The sequence below is a fragment of the Dietzia sp. NPDC055877 genome, assembly GCF_053615975.1.
This window is the reverse complement of sequence record NZ_JBSHCV010000003.1, coordinates 1-19,434: the sequence shown is the minus strand read 5'-3', so window position 1 is coordinate 19,434 and position 19,434 is coordinate 1. Positions and strand designations below refer to the sequence as shown.

General features: G+C 69.2%; 17 protein-coding genes, 1 tRNA gene and 2 pseudogenes. All 20 read right to left on the bottom strand.

The features are described from left to right. Window positions 1–24: 24 nt before the first annotated feature. Window positions 25–1,377: a glutamate decarboxylase gene (locus ACWGLC_RS04455; RefSeq protein ID WP_344994970.1), complete on the bottom strand. Its 1,353-nt coding sequence runs from the start codon at window positions 1,375–1,377 to the stop codon at window positions 25–27. A 356-nt stretch (window positions 1,378–1,733) separates the two neighbouring features. Continuing rightward, window positions 1,734–1,862: pseudogene (locus ACWGLC_RS04450) on the bottom strand (IS30 family transposase); the annotation flags it as partial. A 419-nt stretch (window positions 1,863–2,281) separates the two neighbouring features. After that, window positions 2,282–2,355, bottom strand: a tRNA-Pro gene (locus tag ACWGLC_RS04445). Between the two features lie 69 nt (window positions 2,356–2,424). After that, window positions 2,425–3,882, bottom strand: a complete 1,458-nt coding sequence (gene der / locus ACWGLC_RS04440) for a ribosome biogenesis GTPase Der (RefSeq protein ID WP_452098761.1) — start codon at window positions 3,880–3,882, stop codon at window positions 2,425–2,427. Next, window positions 3,879–4,598 carry a (d)CMP kinase gene (cmk, locus tag ACWGLC_RS04435; protein ID WP_452098760.1) on the bottom strand — a complete coding sequence of 240 codons (720 nt, stop codon included), beginning with the start codon at window positions 4,596–4,598 and terminating at the stop codon, window positions 3,879–3,881. Before cmk ends, der begins: the two co-directional genes overlap by 4 nt. Continuing rightward, window positions 4,595–5,332 (bottom strand): annotated as a pseudogene (locus ACWGLC_RS04430) (pseudouridine synthase); the annotation flags it as partial. The pseudogene ACWGLC_RS04430 and the gene cmk, both read right to left, overlap by 4 nt. A 28-nt stretch (window positions 5,333–5,360) precedes the next feature. After that, window positions 5,361–6,065 carry an SMC-Scp complex subunit ScpB gene (scpB, locus tag ACWGLC_RS04425; RefSeq protein ID WP_452098759.1) on the bottom strand — a complete coding sequence of 235 codons (705 nt, stop codon included), beginning with the start codon at window positions 6,063–6,065 and terminating at the stop codon, window positions 5,361–5,363. Beyond that, window positions 6,056–6,925, bottom strand: a complete 870-nt coding sequence (locus ACWGLC_RS04420; RefSeq protein ID WP_452098758.1) for a segregation and condensation protein A — start codon at window positions 6,923–6,925, stop codon at window positions 6,056–6,058. The genes scpB and ACWGLC_RS04420 overlap by 10 nt, the downstream gene beginning before the upstream one ends. Next, window positions 6,922–7,797: a ParA family protein gene (locus ACWGLC_RS04415; RefSeq protein WP_452099053.1), complete on the bottom strand. Its 876-nt coding sequence runs from the start codon at window positions 7,795–7,797 to the stop codon at window positions 6,922–6,924. The genes ACWGLC_RS04420 and ACWGLC_RS04415 overlap by 4 nt, the downstream gene beginning before the upstream one ends. 74 nt (window positions 7,798–7,871) lie before the next feature. After that, window positions 7,872–8,822 carry a site-specific tyrosine recombinase XerD gene (locus tag ACWGLC_RS04410; protein WP_452098757.1) on the bottom strand — a complete coding sequence of 317 codons (951 nt, stop codon included), beginning with the start codon at window positions 8,820–8,822 and terminating at the stop codon, window positions 7,872–7,874. 14 nt (window positions 8,823–8,836) lie between these two features. Then, window positions 8,837–9,406: an NUDIX domain-containing protein gene (locus ACWGLC_RS04405; protein WP_452098755.1), complete on the bottom strand. Its 570-nt coding sequence runs from the start codon at window positions 9,404–9,406 to the stop codon at window positions 8,837–8,839. 3 nt (window positions 9,407–9,409) lie between these two features. Next, complete coding sequence (locus ACWGLC_RS04400) at window positions 9,410–11,143, bottom strand: CTP synthase (protein WP_452098754.1); 1,734 nt, start codon at window positions 11,141–11,143, stop codon at window positions 9,410–9,412. 76 nt (window positions 11,144–11,219) lie between these two features. After that, window positions 11,220–12,152 (bottom strand): copper transporter, encoded by a 933-nt coding sequence (locus tag ACWGLC_RS04395; protein WP_452098753.1) that lies wholly within the window; start codon window positions 12,150–12,152, stop codon window positions 11,220–11,222. Then, window positions 12,149–13,321, bottom strand: coding sequence for a putative cytokinetic ring protein SteA (gene steA, locus ACWGLC_RS04390; protein WP_452098752.1), 1,173 nt, complete (start codon window positions 13,319–13,321; stop codon window positions 12,149–12,151). The genes ACWGLC_RS04395 and steA overlap by 4 nt, the downstream gene beginning before the upstream one ends. 59 nt (window positions 13,322–13,380) lie before the next feature. Next, window positions 13,381–15,126, bottom strand: a complete 1,746-nt coding sequence (gene recN / locus ACWGLC_RS04385; RefSeq protein WP_452098751.1) for a DNA repair protein RecN — start codon at window positions 15,124–15,126, stop codon at window positions 13,381–13,383. 9 nt (window positions 15,127–15,135) lie between these two features. Continuing rightward, window positions 15,136–16,065, bottom strand: a complete 930-nt coding sequence (locus ACWGLC_RS04380; protein ID WP_452098750.1) for an NAD kinase — start codon at window positions 16,063–16,065, stop codon at window positions 15,136–15,138. After that, entirely contained in the window at window positions 16,062–16,880 is an 819-nt protein-coding gene (locus ACWGLC_RS04375) for a TlyA family RNA methyltransferase (RefSeq protein ID WP_452098749.1), read from the bottom strand. Before ACWGLC_RS04375 ends, ACWGLC_RS04380 begins: the two co-directional genes overlap by 4 nt. Beyond that, complete coding sequence (locus tag ACWGLC_RS04370; RefSeq protein WP_452098747.1) at window positions 16,880–17,098, bottom strand: hypothetical protein; 219 nt, start codon at window positions 17,096–17,098, stop codon at window positions 16,880–16,882. Before ACWGLC_RS04370 ends, ACWGLC_RS04375 begins: the two co-directional genes overlap by 1 nt. A 9-nt stretch (window positions 17,099–17,107) precedes the next feature. Next, window positions 17,108–18,106, bottom strand: a complete 999-nt coding sequence (locus ACWGLC_RS04365; RefSeq protein ID WP_452098746.1) for an HAD-IIA family hydrolase — start codon at window positions 18,104–18,106, stop codon at window positions 17,108–17,110. 7 nt (window positions 18,107–18,113) lie between these two features. Further along, entirely contained in the window at window positions 18,114–18,731 is a 618-nt protein-coding gene (locus tag ACWGLC_RS04360) for a hypothetical protein (protein WP_452098745.1), read from the bottom strand. Window positions 18,732–19,434: the final 703 nt, after the last annotated feature.

Sequence of the window (19,434 nt, the reverse complement as noted above, 5' to 3'; positions counted from 1 at the left end):
CAACGGGCTCGGCCCCGGCTCACGTCAGTGCGTGAAGTTGGTCCGGGGACGCTCGCGTGGGATCGGCGCATCGAGGTTCTCCAGGAAATCGACCTCTTCCTTGATGGCGTCGAGCAGCAGGCCTGCGAGGTCCCGGCTCAGGCCGAGGCGGACGACGATGCGCTGGACGACCATGTCGGAGAGGTTGTCGGGCATCGGGTAAGCGGGCACCTGCCACCCGCGCATCCGCAGACGATCGGCGAGGTCGTACAGGTCCCAGTTCCGGTCACCCGGGTTGAGCTTCCACGCGAAGACGGGGATCGTGTCACCTCGACTGACGAGGGTGAACTGACCCATCTTCCCGATCTCGGAGGACAGGTAGGTCGCGACGTCGATCGATCCCTGCTGGACCGCCCGGTAGCCCTCACGGCCCAGACGCAGGAACTGGTAGTACTGCAAGAGCACCTGCGCACCCGGACGCGAGAAGTTCAGTGCCAGGGTGGGCATGTCGCCACCCAGGTAGCTCACGTGGAAGATCAGACTCTCCGGGCAGACGGCCTTGTTCCGCCACACAACCCAGCCGACGCCGGGGTAGACCAGACCGTACTTGTGGCCCGAGGTGCTGATCGAGTTGACGCGGTCGATCTTGAAGTCCCACTCCAGCTCCGGCTGGCAGAACGGGGCGACCATCGCTCCCGAGGCACCATCGACGTGGATCTTCACATCGAGACCGGTCGAGGCCTGGATCTCGTCCAGCTTTGCGGCGATCTCCTTCACCGGCTCGTAAAGACCGGTGTAGGTCTGGCCGAGGATGGCAACCACACCGATGGTGTTCTCGTCGACGTACTTCTCCAGCTCGAAGCCGTCGAGCACGAGGTGCTCCTCGGTGACCGGCACGTAGCGGGCCTCGACGTCCCAGTAGTTGCAGAACTTCTCCCAGACGACCTGGACGCCGGCCGACAGGATGAGGTTGGGCTTCTCGGTGGATTTACCCTCTGCCTTGCGCTTCTCCTGCCACAGGCGCTTGAGCGCGAGCCCGCCCAGCATGCAGGCCTCGGAGGACCCGACAGTGGAGGTTCCGATGGTGTCCTCGGTGTCCGGGACGTTCCACAGGTCGGCGAGAATTCGCCAGCAACGATCCTCGATGGCCGCCGTGGCCGGGTACTCGTCCTTGTCGATCATGTTCTTGTCGGCGGTCTCGGCATAGATCTTCTGCGCGTTCTCATCCATCCAGGTGGAGACGAACGTCGCGAGATTCAATCGCGAGTTCCCGTCGAGCATGGCCTCATCGTGGACGATCTGATAGGCCGTCTCACCGGACATCATGTCCTCGGGCATCTTGAACTTGGGCAGGGAAGTCGCCTCACCCGGACGTGCGAACACCGGGTTGATCTCCAGCTGCGTAGCGGCTGACTGCGAAGCGGCGTCGCGGTACGTCTCTGACACGTGGGTCCTCACTTCTCTCGGCTATCGGATAGCAGGGCGGACGACGTGAACGGATGGTCGGTCGCTTTCCGGCAAACCTCAATGACCCTCCGGCCCTCTTGCCTCCCAGCTGGCCTAACGGTACCCCAGAAATATAAGCCATCCCTGATGAGCGCACAGACGTATCGGTACTTGCAGACTTGGGCGCCGCTCACACCTCTGCTGGCCGACCACGCCACCTCGAGATCCTGTGGCGCGGATCGGGTTCCATCTGCATCCGGGACACAACGGTCACGTGGGTTCTATAGATCGTCGCAGCGCGATGATCCCTAAACTGAGGCTGTAAGGTCTCGCATCCGCCCGGCGGGTGTGTCTAGGTTCAGGGTCGTGCAGGGTCGGCCGTTGTGCTCCTGGGCTACGTGCTCGAGATCCACAGGGCCGAAGACGCCGAGGTCGGTTCAACCGGCACGGCAGCTCCGCGACGATCCATCGCTCGAGCCCGCAACAAGTGGTACCCGCACCGCTCGGCCATGGACGTACGAGTCATCCCTCTGGGTGGCGTACTCACAGCCCGGCAGCCATCCCGGCCCGATACTCCAACGACGAACTGGCACCGACCGCGCGAGCAACATCCATCGATTCCATTCCCGACGCCAAAGCAGCCCTGATCGCGGCACGCTCATCACCGGTCGAATGCCGCTACGCCGCCGCCACCGGCCAAGTGCGCGAATGCGCCGACGGAGACTCCCAAGAAGAGCCCTCAACAGCCACAACGCAACATCTCAAATGCACTCAGGTGTTGCAACGTCCCCAGAATTCGCCTCACGCGCAGGAATGACAAAAAGCCCTGGCGGGAATTCCCACCAGGGCTTTAGTGTCGGGCTGACAGGATTTGAACCTGCGACCCCTTGACCCCCAGTCAAGTGCGCTACCAAGCTGCGCCACAGCCCGTCTCCCGCGGCTCTCACCGCGGCGACTGCAACAGAGTATCGCACCCCCGGTCGCAACTGGAAATCGGGGTCACTTCCGCTGTCGGCGTTCCTTGACCCGCACATTGACGCGCACCGGGGAACCGTCGAACCCGAAGGTCTCCCGCAGCCGTCGCTCGAGGAATCGGCGGTAATTCGCCTCGAGGAACCCGGTCGAGAAGAACACGAACGTGGGCGGCCGGGTGGTCGCCTGGGTGCAGAACCTGATCCTGGGCAGACGCCCACCCCGCATCGGGGGTGGCGTGGCCGCCACGACCTCGTTCATCCACGTGTTGAGCGGTCCGGTCGGGATCCGCTTGTCCCACGACTCCAGGGCCGTCTCCATCGCGGGGACCAACTTGGCCAGTGACCGTCCCGTCTGGGCGGAGATGTTGACGCGATGCGCCCACGTCAGAACCTTGGACAGCTCGCGGTCGATCTCCCGGTCGAGGTCGTAACGCCGGTCCTCGTCGACGAGGTCCCACTTGTTGAACGCGATCACCAATGCGCGCCCGGCGTCGGCGACCATCGAGATGACCCGCAGGTCCTGCTCGGTGATCGGCTCGGAGGCGTCGAGGAGCAACACGACCACCTCGGCCGCCTCGATCGCGCCGCGGGTCCGCAGGGACGCGTAGTACTCGTGCCCGTAGGCCTGATTGACTTTTCGGCGCAGGCCCGCGGTATCCACGAATCGCCAGGTCCGGCCACCGAGGTCGACCAGCGAATCCACCGGGTCCACCGTCGTGCCAGCGACGTTGTCGACCACCGAGCGGTCCTCGCCGGTGAGCTTGTTGAGAAGACTGGACTTGCCCACGTTGGGCTTGCCCACCAGCGCGACGCGTCGGGGGACGTCGGTCACCTCCCGCATCGTCGCCTTGGACGGCAACCCGCTCATGATCGCGTCCAGGAGGTCGCCCGTGCCCCGTCCGTGCGCGGCCGAGAGTGCATACGGCTGGTCCAGGCCCAGCGCCCAGAACTCGGCGGACTCGAGCTCCGCCTTCTCACTGTCGACCTTGTTCACCGCGAGGATCACGGGGGTGTCGGACCGGCGCAACGACTTGGCGACGGTCTCGTCCCCAGAGGTGATCCCCACGGTGCCGTCGCACACCAACACGATGAGGTCGGCGGTCCCCATCGCGATCTCCGCCTGCTGGGCGATCGACCGGTGCATCCCCTTGGCGTCCTGCTCCCAGCCGCCGGTGTCCTGCACCATGAACGCCCGGCCGTTCCACAGCGCCTCATAGGACACGCGGTCCCGGGTCACGCCGGGGACGTCCTCGACGACCGCCTCACGCCGTCCGATGATCCGGTTCACCAGGGTGGACTTTCCGACGTTAGGCCGGCCGACGATCGCGACGGTCGGCAGGATCTCGACGCCTTCGGCCTCCGTCCCGATCTGGTCCGCGTACTCGGCCGCGATCGACTCCCAGTCGGTCTCGTCGCTCCAGCCGTCTTCGACGGTCTCCTCGGCCGGGCCGGTGGGCAGGTCGAAATCCTCGGTGCCGGTCACTGTGCGTTCCCTTCTACGGTGGCGCCCTGCGACGCCTCGGTTCCCTCGGCGAGCGCGACCAGGCGGTCGAGCACCTCCTCGAGGGTGAGGTCTGAGGTGTCGATCACCACGGCGTCGGCCGCCGGCCGAAGCGGGCTCGCCGCGCGCGTGGAGTCCTTTCGGTCGCGCTCGATGACCGCGGCGAGCACCTCGTCGTACTCGGCCGCGCGTCCTGCGGCCCGGTCCTGATCGGTACGCCGCCGGGCCCGCACCTCGGGGCTGGCGGTGAGGTACACCTTCACCTCCGCGTCGGGCAGGACCACAGTCCCGATGTCCCGGCCCTCGAGGACCACGGTGCCGCCGCCGGCCGCGAGACGGCGCTGCAACCTCACGAGATTCTCCCGCACCTGCGCGACTGCGGACACCGCGGAGACGTTCGCGGTGACGGGGGCAGTCCGGATCTCCTCGCTCACGTCCTCGGAATCCAGCAGGATCCGCTCGGCCCCGGCGTCGGTACCGATCTCCAGCGGGAGATCCGCGGTCGCGGCGCTCACCGCCTCGCCGTCCTCGGGGTCGATCCCCTCACGGAGCACGTGCAGGGTCGCCACCCGGTACATCGCGCCGGTATCGAGATAGGCACCACCGACACGCCCGGCGAGGGTACGTGCGAGCGTGGACTTGCCCGTTCCGGCGGGCCCGTCGATCGCGATACGGCGGCTCGGACGTGACGCGCTCACAGCCCCACCGCCGCGTACAGGTCGGAGACCTCTTTACGGTTGAGCTTGCGAAAGCTCCCCGCGCGCTGGTCACCGAGCGCCACCGCGCCGAACCGGGTCCGCACCAGCGCCTCGACCGGGTGCCCCACTTCGGCGAGGATCCGGCGGACGATGTGCTTGCGTCCCTCGTGCAGGACCACCTTGACGAGCGATTTGCCGTCGTGGACGTCGAGTAGTGAGAACTGGTCGACCTTCGCCGGGCCGTCCTCCAGCTCGACACCGTCCCGCAGCTGCTTACCCACTCCCCTGCCCACGACACCGGTCACGGTCGCCATGTAGGTCTTGGACACCTCGTACGACGGGTGCATGAGCCGGTGCGCCAGCTCTCCGTCGTTGGTGACCAGGAGCAGGCCCTCGGTGTCGGCGTCGAGCCGACCCACGTGGAACAGTCGCTGCCCCGCGTCGATGCGGTCCGCGACCAGGTCGCCCACGCAGGGCCGTCCCCGCTCGTCGGACATCGTGGTGTGGTAGCCGCGCGGCTTGTTCAGGGCGAGGTGGACCAGGGTGTCGTCGAGGACGATCCTCGTGCCGTCCACGCGGATCACCGCGGTCGCGGGATCGACCTTGATGCCCATCTCGCGGACGACCCGGCCGTTGACCTCGACCCTTCCCCTCGCGATCAGGTCCTCGGAGGCGCGCCTGGAGGCCACACCTGCCTGGGCGAGGATCTTCTGGAGCCGGACCGGTGCGCCTTCTCGGCCAGCGGATTCAGTCATGGGGATGTCACATCTCTTCGTGGTCGGGTTCGGTTTCGGGTGCGGTCGCCGACGTCCGGCGCCGCCCCACGGGGATCCGCGGATCCTCCGCGGGATCGTCACTCATCTCATCGACCAGGTCGACGTCCGGTAGCAACGGGGCGATGTCCGGAAGCTCATCGAGCGACACGAGGCCCAATCTTTCCAGAAATAGCTCCGTGGTCCTATACAGGATGCCCCCGGTATCGGCGTCAGTGCCGCATTCCACGGCCAATCCGCGCGCGACGAGGGTCCGCATCACGCCGTCGACGTTGACGCCGCGCACCGCCGCGATGCGTGAACGCGTGACCGGCTGGCGGTAGGCGATCACCGCGAGGGTCTCGAGCGCCGCGCGGGTGAGCGTGGACCGCGTGCCGTCCGTCAGGAGCCGCTCTACATACGGGGCGAGCTCGCGACGGGTGTAGAGGCGCCACCCCTCGCCCGTGCGTCGCAGATCCATCCCGCTGCCCGTCGCCGTCAGTTCATCGCGCCAGGCCCGCAGGGCGGCGTCCACCTCACCGACCGATGCACCGGCGGCCGAGGCCAGTGCCGACTCCGGCGTGGGTTGGTCCACCACCAGCAGCAGCGCCTCCAGTCGAGCGCGCAGGGGCGGAGCATCGGGATCCGGGTCCGCCGCCAGGCCCGTGTCCGTGCCGGGGGCTCCGGCGTTGTCGTCGTCGTCACTCACGTCCACTCGTCCCTTCCCCGGGTCACCTCGTCGGCCTCCTCGCCCGTCCAACTCACCAGGAGGTCGCCCAGCGCCTCGTCCTGGGCGAGCGCGACCGCGCGCGCCCTGTACAACTCCAACAGCGCCAGAAAGCGTGCGACGACGACGAGGGATTCCTCACACCCGGAGACGAGTTCACGGAAGTCCACCCACTCCCCGTGCCCCCGGAACCGCAACAGTTCCAGGACCCGGCCCGCCTGTTCCGGCACCGACACTGCGGGCGCATGGACGTGCGCCACACCCACCTCGTCGACCGGGCGCGGCCGAAACGCCACCGCGGCGATGGTGGCGAGCTGGGTTGCATCCACCCCCAGCTCGACCTCGGGCAGCAGGCCCAGGAACTCCTCGTCCGGGCCCGCGGTCCGCGGGTACGCGCGGCGCGCGGTGCGATCGAGTTCGGCGAACAGTTCGGCGACCCGCCGGAACGCCCGGAACTGCAGTAGCCGGGCGAACAACAGATCGCGGGCCTGCAGTAGTGCCAGGTCCTCCGGGTCCTGGACCTCACCCGAGGGCACCAGGCGCGCGGTCTTGAGATCGAGCAGCGTCGCGGCCACCACGAGGAACTCGGTGACCTCCTCGAGTCCGGCCTCCGCCCCCAGCTGCCGCGTGTGGGCGATGAACTCGTCGGTGACGGCGTGGAGCGCCACCTCGGTCACGTCGAGGCGGCGGGAATCGATCAGCTTGAGGAGCAGGTCGAACGGGCCCGTGAAGTTGGTCAGGTGAACGGTGAAAGCGCGGGCGACCGCCTCCTCCGGAGCGACCGCCTCGTCGACCGTCGGTGTCCCCTCCCCCTGAGGGGCCTGTACGTCGGACACCGGGCCGCTCATCTACCGCGCTGGATGACCTCGCGGGCCAGCGCCCGGTACGCTTGGGCGCCGCCCGAACGCGGCGCCCACGTCGTGATGGGCTCGCCGGCCACGGTCGTCTCCGGGAACCGGACGGTCCGGGTGACCAGGGTGTCGAAGACCTTGTCGCCGAACACCTCGACCACCCGACCCAGCACATCGCGCGCGTGGACGGTGCGGCGGTCGAACATGGTGATGAGGATGCCCGTCAGGTGCAGGCGCGGGTTGATCCGATCGCGCACCTTGTCGATCGTGTCGGTGAGCAGTGCCAGACCACGCAGCGAGAAGTACTCGCACTCCATGGGGATGAGCACGCCGTCGGAGCAGGCCAGCGCGTTGACCGTGAGCAGTCCGAGCGAGGGCTGGCAGTCGACCAGCACATAGTCGTAGCGGTCCAGCACCGGGTACAGCGCCCGACCCAAGGCCTGCTCGCGCCCGACCTCGTTGACCAGCTGGATCTCGGCCGCCGACAGGTCGATGTTGGCCGGGATGAGGTCCACGCCCTCGACCCGAGTGCGCACCAGCACCTCCTCCGTGGAGACGCTGTGGTCGACCAGCAGGTTGTAGACGGTCAACTCGAGTTCGTGGTGCCGGATCCCCAGCCCCGCGGAGAGCGCGCCCTGCGGGTCGAGGTCCACCACGAGCACCCGACGCCCGTACTCGGCGAGCGCGGCCGCGAGGTTGATGGTGCTGGTGGTCTTGCCGACGCCGCCCTTCTGGTTGCACATCGACAGGACGATCGCCGGGCCGTGCGTGGTGAGCGGCTCGGGGTCGGGGATCGCGGAGAAACCCTCACCTGCTGCCGGGTCGTCGGCTCCCAACAGTTCCGCGCGGGAGAACAGTGCGGGGTCCATCGCCCCAGTGTTCTGCGCCACCCGCGTCTCCTCTCGTCGCCCTCACCCGCACCCGGGCCGTATCCCCGGCCACGTTACCGTGCCCGCGGGTGACACTCGGCCCAGACCTCGCGCAGCGTGTCGACGGTGACGAGCGTGTACACCTGGGTCGTGGTGACCGACGAGTGTCCCAGGAGCTCCTGGACCACCCGGATGTCCGCGCCGCCGTCGAGAAGATGGGTGGCGAACGAGTGCCGGAAAGAGTGCGGCGAGACATCGGTTGCCAAGCCCGCGCGTCGCGCCGCAGCGGACACGACGTTCCACAGTGTCTGTCGGGAGAGACGGCCGCCGCGGGTGTTGAGGAACAGGGCGGCTCCGCCCTTCACCGCCAGTGCGGGCCTGGCCCGCACGAGGTAGGCGTTCACCGCCTCGCACGCCGGCCGCCCCAGGGGCACGATGCGTTCCTTACCGCCTTTTCCGCGCAGGATCACCGCACCCCCCTCGGGCCGGTCGAGTCCGTCGAGGTCATCGACGTCCAGTCCGATCAGCTCGGCGGCGCGTGCCCCGGAGGCGTAGAGCAACTCGAGCATGGCGCGGTCACGAAGGCGGGCGGGCTCGGTATCGGTCTCCGTCCCGCCGGCGGCCTCGATCATCGCGATCATCCGGTCCACCGGTACGGCCTTGGGGAGCCTGCGGGGCGGGCTGGGGGGTGTGACCGCCGCAGCCGCGTCGACGGGGGTCGCCCCGTCCCGTGTCGAGAAACGGTGCAGGCCCCTCACCGCCGCGAGTGCCCGCGCGACCGAGCTGGGCGCGAGTGCTCGACGGCCGGCCTCGGGGTCCGCGGTGGACAGGGCGGTGCGGAAGTCCTCGACGTGGGACTCGCTCACCGCCCCGAGGTCCGTCACCCCCGCCGCGTCGAGGTGCCGCCGGTACCGGTCGAGGTCGCGCCTATAGGCGGCGAGGGTGTGGGTCGAGGCCCCCCGTTCGACGACGAGGTGATCGAGATACCCGCGGATCTGCGACTCCACGGTCACCGTCTCGACCATGCTCTGACGAGCCGTCAGGCCCGGTCGAGCAGCGTCCGGGCCGCGAGGATGCCCGCCACGGCGATGCCGTTGACGATCCGACCGTCCAGGACCGCGTCGACGGCGTCTGCCAGCGGCATGCGCGTGACCTCCATGTCCGCCTCCTCGTGCCGGGCCTCCGGCCGGCCGACGTCACGTAGGCCGGTGGCCAGGTAGACGTGGACACGTTCGGTGCTGAAGCCCGGGGACGGGACGATTTCCACGACCGACCGCCAGTCGTCGGCCTCGACCCCGGCCTCCTCGACGAGTTCGCGCCGCGCGGTCTCCACCGGCGGCTCGCCCTCGACATCGCACAGGCCTGCGGGCAGCTCCCACAGGCGTTCTCCCACGGCGTGGCGGTACTGGCGGACCAGGACGATCCGCCCCTCGGAGTCCAGCGCGACCACGGCCGCCGCGTCGTCATGGCCACAGATCTCCCGGTCCGCGGTGCCCCCGCCCGGCATGGTCAGGGTGTCGACGCGCAGGCGGACGACGCGGCCGTCGAAGATCTCGCGACTCGCCACCGTCCGGTAGTCATGCGAACCGGGAGTACCTGGATCCGACATGGCTCAGCCCTCGTCGTCCACCACGGCGGTCTCGCTCTGCTGACCCTCGCGCCACGGCTCGACGGGCAGACGCATCTCGTTCTCGTAGTCCAACGCAGCCTTGATGAACGCCGCGAACAGCGGGTGCGGACGGGTGGGCCGGGACTTGTACTCCGGGTGGGCCTGCGTGGCCACGAAGAACGGGTGCTGGTCACGCGGGTACTCGACGAACTCGACCAGGTGGCCGTCCGGGGACGTGCCGGAGAACTGCAGACCCGACTCGGAGACCTTGTCGCGGTAGGCGTTGTTGACCTCGAAGCGGTGACGGTGGCGCTCGGAGATCTCCGTGGCACCGTAGGCCTCCGCCACGAGGGAGCCCTTGCCGAGAACGGCCGGGTAGGCGCCCAGTCGCATCGTGCCGCCCAGGTCCGCGTTGCCGGACACCGCGTCGACCTGATCGGCCATCGTCGAGATCACCGGGTGCTGGGTGTCCGGCTCGAACTCGGTGGACGAGGCACCTTCGAGCCCGACCGAGCGGGCGGCCTCGATGACCGAGCACTGCAGGCCCAGGCACAGCCCGAGCAACGGGATGCGGTTCTTGCGTGACCACGAGATGGCGCCGAGCTTGCCCTCGATGCCACGGATACCGAACCCGCCGGGGATCAGCATGCCGTCGACGCCCCGCAGTGCCTCCCGCGCGCCCGCCTCGTTCGCGCAGACGTCGGACTCGACCCACCGGATGTTGACCCGGGCGTGGTGGGCGAAGCCACCCGCACGCAGGGCCTCGGTGACCGAGAGGTAGGCATCCGGCAGGTCGATGTACTTGCCGACAAGAGCGATCTCGACCTCTTCGCGCGGCTCGTGCACGCGCGCGAGCAGGTCGCCCCAGACGGTCCAGTCCACGTCGCGGAACGGCAGGTTGAGCTTGCGGATCACGTGGGTGTCCAGGTGCTCGGAGAACAGCACCTTGGGGATGTCGTAGATGCTCGGTGCGTCAGGGGTGGAGACCACACCCTCCAGGTCGACGTCGCACATGAGCGCGATCTTGGCCTTGAGCGCGTCGGGGACGTCACGATCGCATCGCAGCACCAGCCCGTCCGGCACGATGCCGATCGAGCGCAAGGCTGCCACCGAGTGCTGGGTGGGCTTGGTCTTGAGCTCACCGGACGGCGCGAGGTACGGCACCAGGGAGACGTGGAGGAAGAAGATGTTCTCGCGGCCGACCGAGTGGCGCACCTGCCGGCATGCCTCGAGGAACGGCTGCGACTCGATGTCGCCGACGGTCCCACCGACCTCGGTGATCACCACGTCCGGGGTCCGGCCCTCGGCGTCGGGGGCGCCCATCGCGATGATGCGCTCCTTGATGGCATCCGTGATGTGCGGGATCACCTGCACGGTGTCGCCGAGATACTCGCCGCGACGCTCCTTGGCGATGACCGCCGAGTACACCTGACCGGTGGTCACGTTGGCATTGGCGCTCAGATCCCGATCGAGGAACCGCTCGTAGTGTCCGAGGTCGAGGTCCGCCTCCGCGCCGTCCTCGGTGACGAACACCTCACCATGCTGGAACGGGTTCATCGTACCGGGATCGACATTGATGTACGGGTCGAGCTTCTGCATGGTCACCCGGAGCCCGCGGGCGGTGAGCAACTGCCCCAGACTCGAGGCGGTGAGCCCCTTGCCCAGCGACGACGCCACGCCACCGGTGACGAAAATATGCTTGGTCGCGGACCGCGATCCGGCTCGGTTCAGTGCCAAGGGGACTCCCGTGTCAAGACTCCGGAATGGATGAAAGCTGGTGCGGCTCCGGTGCACCCCACGGGGCTTCAGGCTATCACCGAGTCTGCGTCGGGGGGAGCGACGGCGCCGCAGCGGTCGCATCGTGTCGCAGGCCATAGTCACCCTGCCCGCGCTCGAGCTGTTCCGCCAGCGCCAGGACCGTGGCCAGGCGCCCGGCCGCGGTGCCCGCGTTGTCCACGGTCGACGCGTCCTCCTGCCCCGAGGACCGGAGTACCAGGACGGCGTCCTGACCCGCCCCGGCACCGATCGCGCTCGCCACGACCACGCCTGCGCCCTCGCTGTCGAGCGTCCGGGCCAGGGAGGCGGTCCGCACAGCAGCCGCCTCGTCGCCCCCGGGCCCTGTCACGAGCACGGCCAGCTGGCCGGGACGGATGGTCCCCGGCTCGTAGGCGATCATCTCCGCGTCGGCCAACGTGGTGAGCACTGTCGCCCGGTCCTCGTCGTCGAGGTGCGGCTCGGCGTCCTCGCCGCGCAGAAGGCCGGCCCGCCCGAGAGCCGTACCCAGTTGGGCTCCCATGTCGGCGTCCCCGGCGGGTGCGTCCCCGATGGGGAGATTGGCCACGAGGGCCGCCAACTCGGAGTCGGCCTCCGGGTCGACAGCCCGGTCCGTCAGTCGGATCCGGCCGGCATCTATCCCACCCGCCAGGGAGATCGCCTCGGTGACCGCGTCGACGTCCTCGGCCGAAGCACCGGGGGCCACCACGACGAGCACAGGCCGGTCCGCGAGTCGACCGTCGACCACAGCGGGGGTGAGATCGCCGGCCAGGGCGCCGAGTCGATCGTTCGCCAGTCGGCTCTGGTCCAGTTCCCGCTGGGCGGCCTCGAGCTGCCCGGCGGTCGTCTCCTCCTTGTCGACCACCGCGTCCCGGATGGACGTCGCCACGGACGTCGATCCGAGTACCACCCCCACCGCGAGCGCGAGAAAGACCGCGACCAGGGTGAGGACGTGGCGACGCAGGGAGATCACCGGATGAGCCCCTGGACCCACAGCGCGAAGGAGTTCCAGCTCTCGACAGCCCAGACGAGCAGGTCCTGCGCGGAATCGCGCATGAGCACCACCACCGCGACGGCGACGAGAGCGGCCAGCACGACCAGCGCCAGGCCGATCCCGGCACCACGCGAGCGGTAGAGGGTCGCGCAGGCCTCGGCATGGACAAGGCGGGACGCCACGGTGGTGTCCACCATGGTCGACGACGGGGACGACGACGCGCCGAAGGCGTTCTCGAGCCCCCGGGCCTCGCCGGTGGCGACGATCATCTCGGCGCCGCCGTGGTAGGCGAGCAGCAGCGCCATGTCGCGGGCGGTCGCCGCGGCGGGAAAGGTCGTCGCACCGATCCCCAGCTCGGAGATGCGCTCCAGGCCCTCCGCGCGACCGTCGCGATCCGCGGGCACCACGAGGACGGCGCCGTCGGTGAGAACCTCGTCGGAGACCGCGGTGGGGGTGGCGACGACGAGATCGGCGGTCAGCTTCGCTGCGCGCAGCAACTCGGCGCCGCCGTCGACACCCACCAGGACGGGCCGGTACTCGCGGATGAACGGTTTGAGGTCCGCCAATTGATCCTTCGAGGCCTCCGAGCCGGTCACCACCACCACGTGACGGTCGACGAAGTCCACGTCGATCTCCGGTAGCCCCTCCCCGTCCAGGAGGAGCTGGTGCTCGATGCTCAGGAACTCGGTGGAATTGGCCAGGTGAGCCAGCGCGGATTCGACGTAGGAGCTCTCTGCCGCGTCGACCTCGGCGAGCAGATCGGTCGAGCCGGCCTCGCGTCCGGTGGCCAGTTCCTCGTCGGTCTTGACCGCGTAGACCACGCCCTCGTCGATGCGGACACGGGTGCCGTCCGCCACCTCGGACAGGTCCGCGTCCTCGATCACCGGCACCGTGGATCCGGCGAGGATGCGGAATGCCGCGCGCGGCAACATCTCCTCTCCCGGACGAGCGACGTGGACGACCGCGGCCACCTCGGCGTCGACCAGCGCCCGGGCGGTCGCAGCGGACGTGCGGTTGAGGTCCAGCACGACGACGTCCTTGCCGCCGAGCCTCTTCGGAGCCGGTGCCCCCGCGGGGACCTGGCGGACAGCACCGACGACACCGGCGAGATCATTGGAACGACGGTTGAGCAGACCCGACATCTTCATGTGCACGAGTATCACGCGTGTGATTCCTGTGAACAGGGAGGTCGACCCGGCGTGTCGGCTTAACGGTCGACCAGAGCTTGAGACTTCTGGTTCTGGGCGGTCTCCAGCAGCTCGCGGGCGTGGGCGAGCCCGGTGTCCGTGTCCTCCATGCCGGCCAGCATCCGTGCCAGCTCGGTGACCCGGTCGGTATCGGCGACCGCACGGACGCCCGAGACCACGGTGTCGCCCGCGTCCGCGTCGGAGTCTTTGTGCACGACCAGGTGGGTGTCCGCGTAGGCGGCCACCTGTGCGAGGTGCGTGACAGCGATGACCTGATGGGTTCGGGCGAGCCTGGCCAGACGCTTACCGATACTCAGCGCCGCTCGTCCGCCGACCCCCGCGTCGACCTCGTCGAACACCAGGGTCCCTCCCCCGGAGCGCTCGGCGAGCACCACCTCGAGGGCGAGCATGACGCGAGAGAGTTCGCCTCCGGACGCCCCCTTGCCCAGCGGCACCGCGCCCGAGGGGCCGTCCAGCTCGAGGACGACATCGTCGAGACCGGACTCGGTCGCCCCTTCCAGGCCGTCCCCTGAAGGGGTGACCCGGACCGTGAGCCGCGCTCCGCCCATCGACAGGTCCGCCAGTTCGGCGGAGACGCGGTCCGCGAGGTCCGCGCCCGCTGCACGCCGCACGTCCGTCAGCGCTGCGCCCCGGTCGGCCAGCTCGGCGGCCAGCCGCGCGACGGTGGCCTCGAGCTCGGCGACCGCGGAGTCCGAGGTGTCGACCTCGGTCAACCGAACCCTGGCCTTCTCGGCCCAGTCCATCACGTCGTCGACATCGGTGCCGTACTTGCGGGTCAATGCCCGCAGATCGTGCCGGCGCTCGAGCGCCGAGTCGAGATCCGCCGCATCGACCGGGAGTTCAGCGAGGTAGAGGCCGAGTTCGGTGGCTGCGTCGCCGAGGGCCGCCACGGCCTGGCCGATGCTGGTGGCGATGGGATCAAGCGCCGGGTCGTCAGCGCCCGACAGCCGCTGACGGAGCTGATCGAGGACCCCGACCATCGGCTCCGCGGTCTCGCCGTCGCCGGCGAGGGCCTCGTGTGCCCGGCCGGCGATCTCCCGCAATTCCTCCGAATCGGTGAGCCGACGGATGAGCGCGTCGAGTTCGGCGCCCTCGCCCGACTGCGGGGCCAACGCGTCGATCTCCTCGAGCCCCATCCGCAACAGATCCGCCTCGCGCGCGAGCTCGCGGGCTCTGCCCGTGCGTTCGGCCAGCGACGCCTCGGCCCGGCGCCAGCGGCGGAAGGTCTCGCGATAGGCCTCGAGGGCAGCCCTGGCCGCGTCCCCGCCATGGGTGTCGACGGCATCACGCTGATGATCCGCCCGCAGCAGGCGAAGCTGGTCATTCTGTCCGTGAACCGCGAGCAGCGGGGCACAGAAGCGTCCCAGGGTCCCGGCGGGAACCGATCGGCCCCCGAGCCGGGCGCGCGAGCGACCGTCAGCACCTACGCGCCGCACGGCGATGACGCTGCCGTCCTCATCGAACTCGGCATCCGAGTCCTCGAGCAGTCCGTCGAGTTCCCGCCGATCGGATTCGTCCATCGTGGAAGCCGCCGTGAGGTCGAACCGGCCTTCAACGAGCGCCTTGTCCGCACCACGGCGTACGCGGCCGGGGTCGGCGCGGCCGCCAGCCAGCAGCCTCAGGCCCGTGACCACCATCGTCTTTCCCGCCCCGGTCTCCCCGGTGAGAACCGACAGGCCGGGCGAGAAGTCGGCGACGGCCTCGTCGATGACGCCGAGGCCGCTAATCCGGAGTTCCGTGAGCACGCACCCACCCTAGGCGAGGGGACGGACACCTGACCGCCCGCGCCACCCTGTGACGGGAAGCTCGAACTTCGTCACCAGCCGGTCGGTGAACGGTGAGTCGTCCAGTCGGACCCACTTGACCGGCCGCCGACCTCGGATTACCTCGACCCGGCTACCCGCCGGCGCGTCGATCGTCCGGCGCCCGTCGAGCACCACCGCCGAAGAACCGGACCGCACGCCGGTCTCGACCGCGACCCGCGAGGTGGGAGCGACCACCATCGGGCGGGCGAACAGCGCGTGGGCATTGTTCGGGACGACGAGGATCGCGTCGAGTTCGGGCCACACGATGGGACCGCCGGCGGAGAACGCGTACGCCGTGGAGCCGGTCGGCGTGGAGACGAGCATGCCGTCGCATCCGTAGTCGCTCACCGGCCGGCCGTCGATCTCCACCGATGCCTCGAGCACCCCCTGACGGGAGGTCTTCTCGATGCTGACCTCGTTGAGCGCCCAGTCCCGACCGAGTACCTCGTCGCCGTGGATAACGGTCGCCTCCACGGTCATCCGCTCGACCACCCGGTAGTCGCGGGCGGCGATCTGCTCGACCACACCGCTGAGGGATTCGACCTCTGACTCGGCGAGGAAGCCGATGTGCCCGAGGTTCACCCCGAGCACCGGCACGTCTGCCGCGTTGGCGTACTGGCAGGCCCGGAGGAAGGTCCCGTCACCCCCGAGCACCAGGACGAGTTCACACCCGTCCGCAGCGTCCGGCGTGTCCGGAACCGTCTCCACGCCGATACCGGTGGCCACATGAGCACTGGTGTCCTCCAGCATCCGCACGGCGATCCCGTGTCCCGCACACGCCTCGACGACCTGCGCCACGGTCGCCACGATGTCCGGGCGGCCGAAGTTTGGCTCGAGCAGGATCCGACGACCCTGGCCTGACGGCTCCGATGTGCTCATCTGGGCCCCTCCTCTACAGCCTTACGGATCGCGGCCACCGCGGAGTCACCACATTCCACGGTCTGTCCGGCGTCGACCTTACGCAAGTGCAGGAAGTACTCGACGTTGCCCGACGGGCCGGGCAGTGGGCTCGCAACGCAGTCCATCGCCTCGAGCCCGTTCTCCGCAGCGACTCTGGCGACCTCGGTCACCGCCTCGATCCGCAGCGCCGGATCGCGGACGACTCCTCCCTGCCCGACCCTGTCGCGCCCTACCTCGAACTGGGGCTTGACCATGGGCAGCAGGACTCCTTCCGGGCGCACGCAGCGGGCCAACGCCGGCAGGACCAGCGCCAGAGAGATGAACGAGAGATCCGAGACCACGAGGTCGACCTGTCCCCCGATGTCCTCGGGGGTGAGCGATCGAACGTTTGTCTTGTCGTGGACACCGACGCGCTCGTCGCTCCTCAGTCTCCATACCAACTGGCCGTACCCGACGTCCACGGCCTCGACACGGCCGGCCCCACGACTGAGCAACACGTCGGTGAACCCACCGGTCGACGCTCCCGCATCCAGGCAGCGGGCCCCGTCGACGACGACGTCGAAGGCGTCTAGGGCGCCGAGCAGTTTGTGGGCGCCGCGCGAGGCCCAGTCGGGTTCGTCGGAGGCGGTCAGCGCGATGGAGGTGGTGGGCTCCACCTGGGTCGCCGGCTTGCTCGCCGCCACACCATTGACGATCACCCGGCCGGCGGCGATCAGATCCCTTGCCCGTTCCCGGCTGTCGCACATCTTTCGGCGGACCAACTCGGCGTCGAGTCGCATACGGCGTGCGGCCATCAGCGTTGGGAGTCCAGTGCCGAGAGCGCGTCGGACAGCAACTCGTGCGCCGCATCGAGTGCCGCCACCTGGTCGTCTCGAACGGCGCCGATCTCCTCACCGCCGCTCTGGCCGGCCAGCCCTGCGGACTCAACGAGGAGGTCGTCGAATGCCACGCGGAGCGCGTCGATGTCGGGCCCCGAGGGCCCGGGTCGAGGGTGCGGTGCGGGAGAGCTCACGACTCCACGCTAGCCGACGACGAAACCCGCATCCGTCAACCGGGACGTGATGCCCGGGGTATCGCCGTCCACACGGTCGACATCCTGCGCCCAGGCCATCCGGATCACGGAACGGGCGAGCGGCACATCCCCGAGGTGATCGGGCACCGAGTCCACATGGAGGACCCCATCCCGGGCGGACACGCCGATCTCGGCTGCGGAGGCGATCAGGAAGTCCTCGCCCTCCACGTTCACCGCGGTCAGATCCCGGGCGAGATGGGTAGCCCGACGAGCCGGCGGCGCCGACAGCAGGTCCGTGGCACCGTGGACTCCGGTCAGGACCATCAGCGACGGCATACCCGCTGCGACGGCACCTTCGATATCGGTGTCGAGACGGTCACCGATGACAAGCGGACGCGTCGAGCCGGCTAGGTCGGCGGCGGCGCGGAGCACCCCGGCCGCGGGCTTACCCGCCACCAGAGGCTTGCGGTCGGTCGCCGTCTCCATCGCGGCGACGAGCGAACCGTTACCCGGCAACAGTCCCCGTTCGGTCGGCAGGGTCGCATCGGTATTGGAGGCCACCCACGGGACCCCCGTGCGGATCGCGAGGCAGCCTTCGGCGAGCTCACCCCAGGTCAGTTCCCTGGAAAGTCCCTGAAGCACGGCGTCGGGATTGTCATCCGCAGACAGGACCACCTCGAAACCCGCCTGTCGCGCGAGGTCCCGGAAGCTGTCGTGGCCCACGACGAGCACCTTGGAACCGGCAGGCACCTGAGCCGCGACCATGACGACCGCGGCCTGCGCGCTGGTCATGACCTCGTCCGCCCCGGCCGCGAAGCCGAGGTCCCGCAGGTGAGCGGCAGTATCCGCCGGGGCGCGGCTCGCGTTGTTCGTCACGTAGACGACGGGAAGGCCGGACTGCTCGAGACCTTCCGCCACACCCGGAATGGGCTCACTCCCCCGGAACAGGGTGCCGTCGAGGTCGACGAGAAGAGCATCGTGAAGTCTGGACAGGCTGGACGTACCCACCGCCGAATCAGTCCCCCAGCTCTGCGAGTCGCGCCTCGGCGTCGGTGTTCTGCTCCGGGTCCGCCGCCACCGCGTACCCGAACCACTCCGCGGCCTCGGACTTGCGACCCGCGGCGAGCAGCACCTCGGCGTAGGCGTAGTCGAGACGCGCGGCGGACTCACCCTGCGCCTCCGCCGACACTCCGGCGTCCTGCAGCGTCACCATGGCCGCATCGAGCTGCTCCATGTCCACGCGGGCCCCGGCCTCCACGATGCGGAGCTCCACGAGATCCTCGCCCTCGAGCATGCGCGACTCCTCACCGCGGGCGATCTCGATAGCCCGCTGAGGTCGCTCGAGACCACGTTCGCAGTCCGCCATCATGGCCAGCAGTCCGGGGCCGCCCGAGATTCGTCGAGCGGCACGCAGCTCCCCGAGAGCCTCAGCCCACTCCGCAGCGCGATACGCCAGTACGCCCAGCGTCTCCCGCACGACGCCGATGCGGCCGGCACGGTTCTTGGCAGCTCGACCGTGGGCCAGAGCCAGCGTGGGGTCCTCGTCGACGAAGAACATCGCCGCGACGAGATGCTTCGCCACGATCTCGGCATTGGCCTTGTCCAGGCTTCGGAGATCCCGTCGGATCTCCATGTCCAGATCCGCGGCCTCGATGTCCTCGGGAAGCGCAGGCTCGTCAGCTCGGGCCGCGGCCCGTGCATCTTGGCCGGGACGCCCCGCCCCGGAGCGATCCGAACCATATCGGCGATCAGAACCCTCGCGCCGGTCTCCGGCGTGCCGACGGTCGCCCTCGGAGCGGACGCCGCCACTCCGCGTCCGCGACCCGCCCCGGTGGTCGTTCGGCCGGGAAGCACGACGGGGGCCGCCCCCGTCACGACGAGGACCGTCCTCCCGGCGGGCGCCCGCGGCACGACGGTCGCCGCCGCCACGGTGATCATCGCTGGCGCGTGAGCCGGAATGTTCACCGTCCGACGGCCGGCCGCGACGCGCTCCGCCATCGCCGGCGCCGGTGCCGCGGTCGGTGCCGTCGTACCGATTGCCGCGACGTTCACCGTAGGAGCTGTTGTCCCGTCGACCGGAGGTCTCGGCCCGGTCACCACGACGGGGTACGTCGCGGTCACCGCGGCTGGGCGACTGGTCTGCGCTGTCTGACCGGGGTTCGTTCACGTCGTTCACCTTACGTCCGCCGGGGTGCCGGCTCGGGTTCGGGTTTACAGATAGACATTCATGACAAATAGAAACAGCGGGAGGGACGTGGTGTCCCTCCCGCTGTCTATCAAATTGTGTTCGGCGGTGACCTACTCTCCCACACCCTCGCGAGTGCAGTACCATCGGC

Coding starts and splice junctions, on each gene's coding strand:
- ACWGLC_RS04420 (WP_452098758.1), bottom strand. CDS start 6,925: ATGAGCGGCCCGGTGTCCGACGTACAGGCCCCTCAGGGGGAGGGGACA.
- ACWGLC_RS04415 (WP_452099053.1), bottom strand. CDS start 7,797: ATGGACCCCGCACTGTTCTCCCGCGCGGAACTGTTGGGAGCCGACGAC.
- ACWGLC_RS04410 (WP_452098757.1), bottom strand. CDS start 8,822: ATGGTCGAGACGGTGACCGTGGAGTCGCAGATCCGCGGGTATCTCGAT.
- ACWGLC_RS04405 (WP_452098755.1), bottom strand. CDS start 9,406: ATGTCGGATCCAGGTACTCCCGGTTCGCATGACTACCGGACGGTGGCG.
- steA (WP_452098752.1), bottom strand. CDS start 13,321: ATGAAGATGTCGGGTCTGCTCAACCGTCGTTCCAATGATCTCGCCGGT.
- ACWGLC_RS04380 (WP_452098750.1), bottom strand. CDS start 16,065: ATGAGCACATCGGAGCCGTCAGGCCAGGGTCGTCGGATCCTGCTCGAG.
- ACWGLC_RS04375 (WP_452098749.1), bottom strand. CDS start 16,880: ATGGCCGCACGCCGTATGCGACTCGACGCCGAGTTGGTCCGCCGAAAG.
- ACWGLC_RS04360 (WP_452098745.1), bottom strand. CDS start 18,731: ATGGAGATCCGACGGGATCTCCGAAGCCTGGACAAGGCCAATGCCGAG.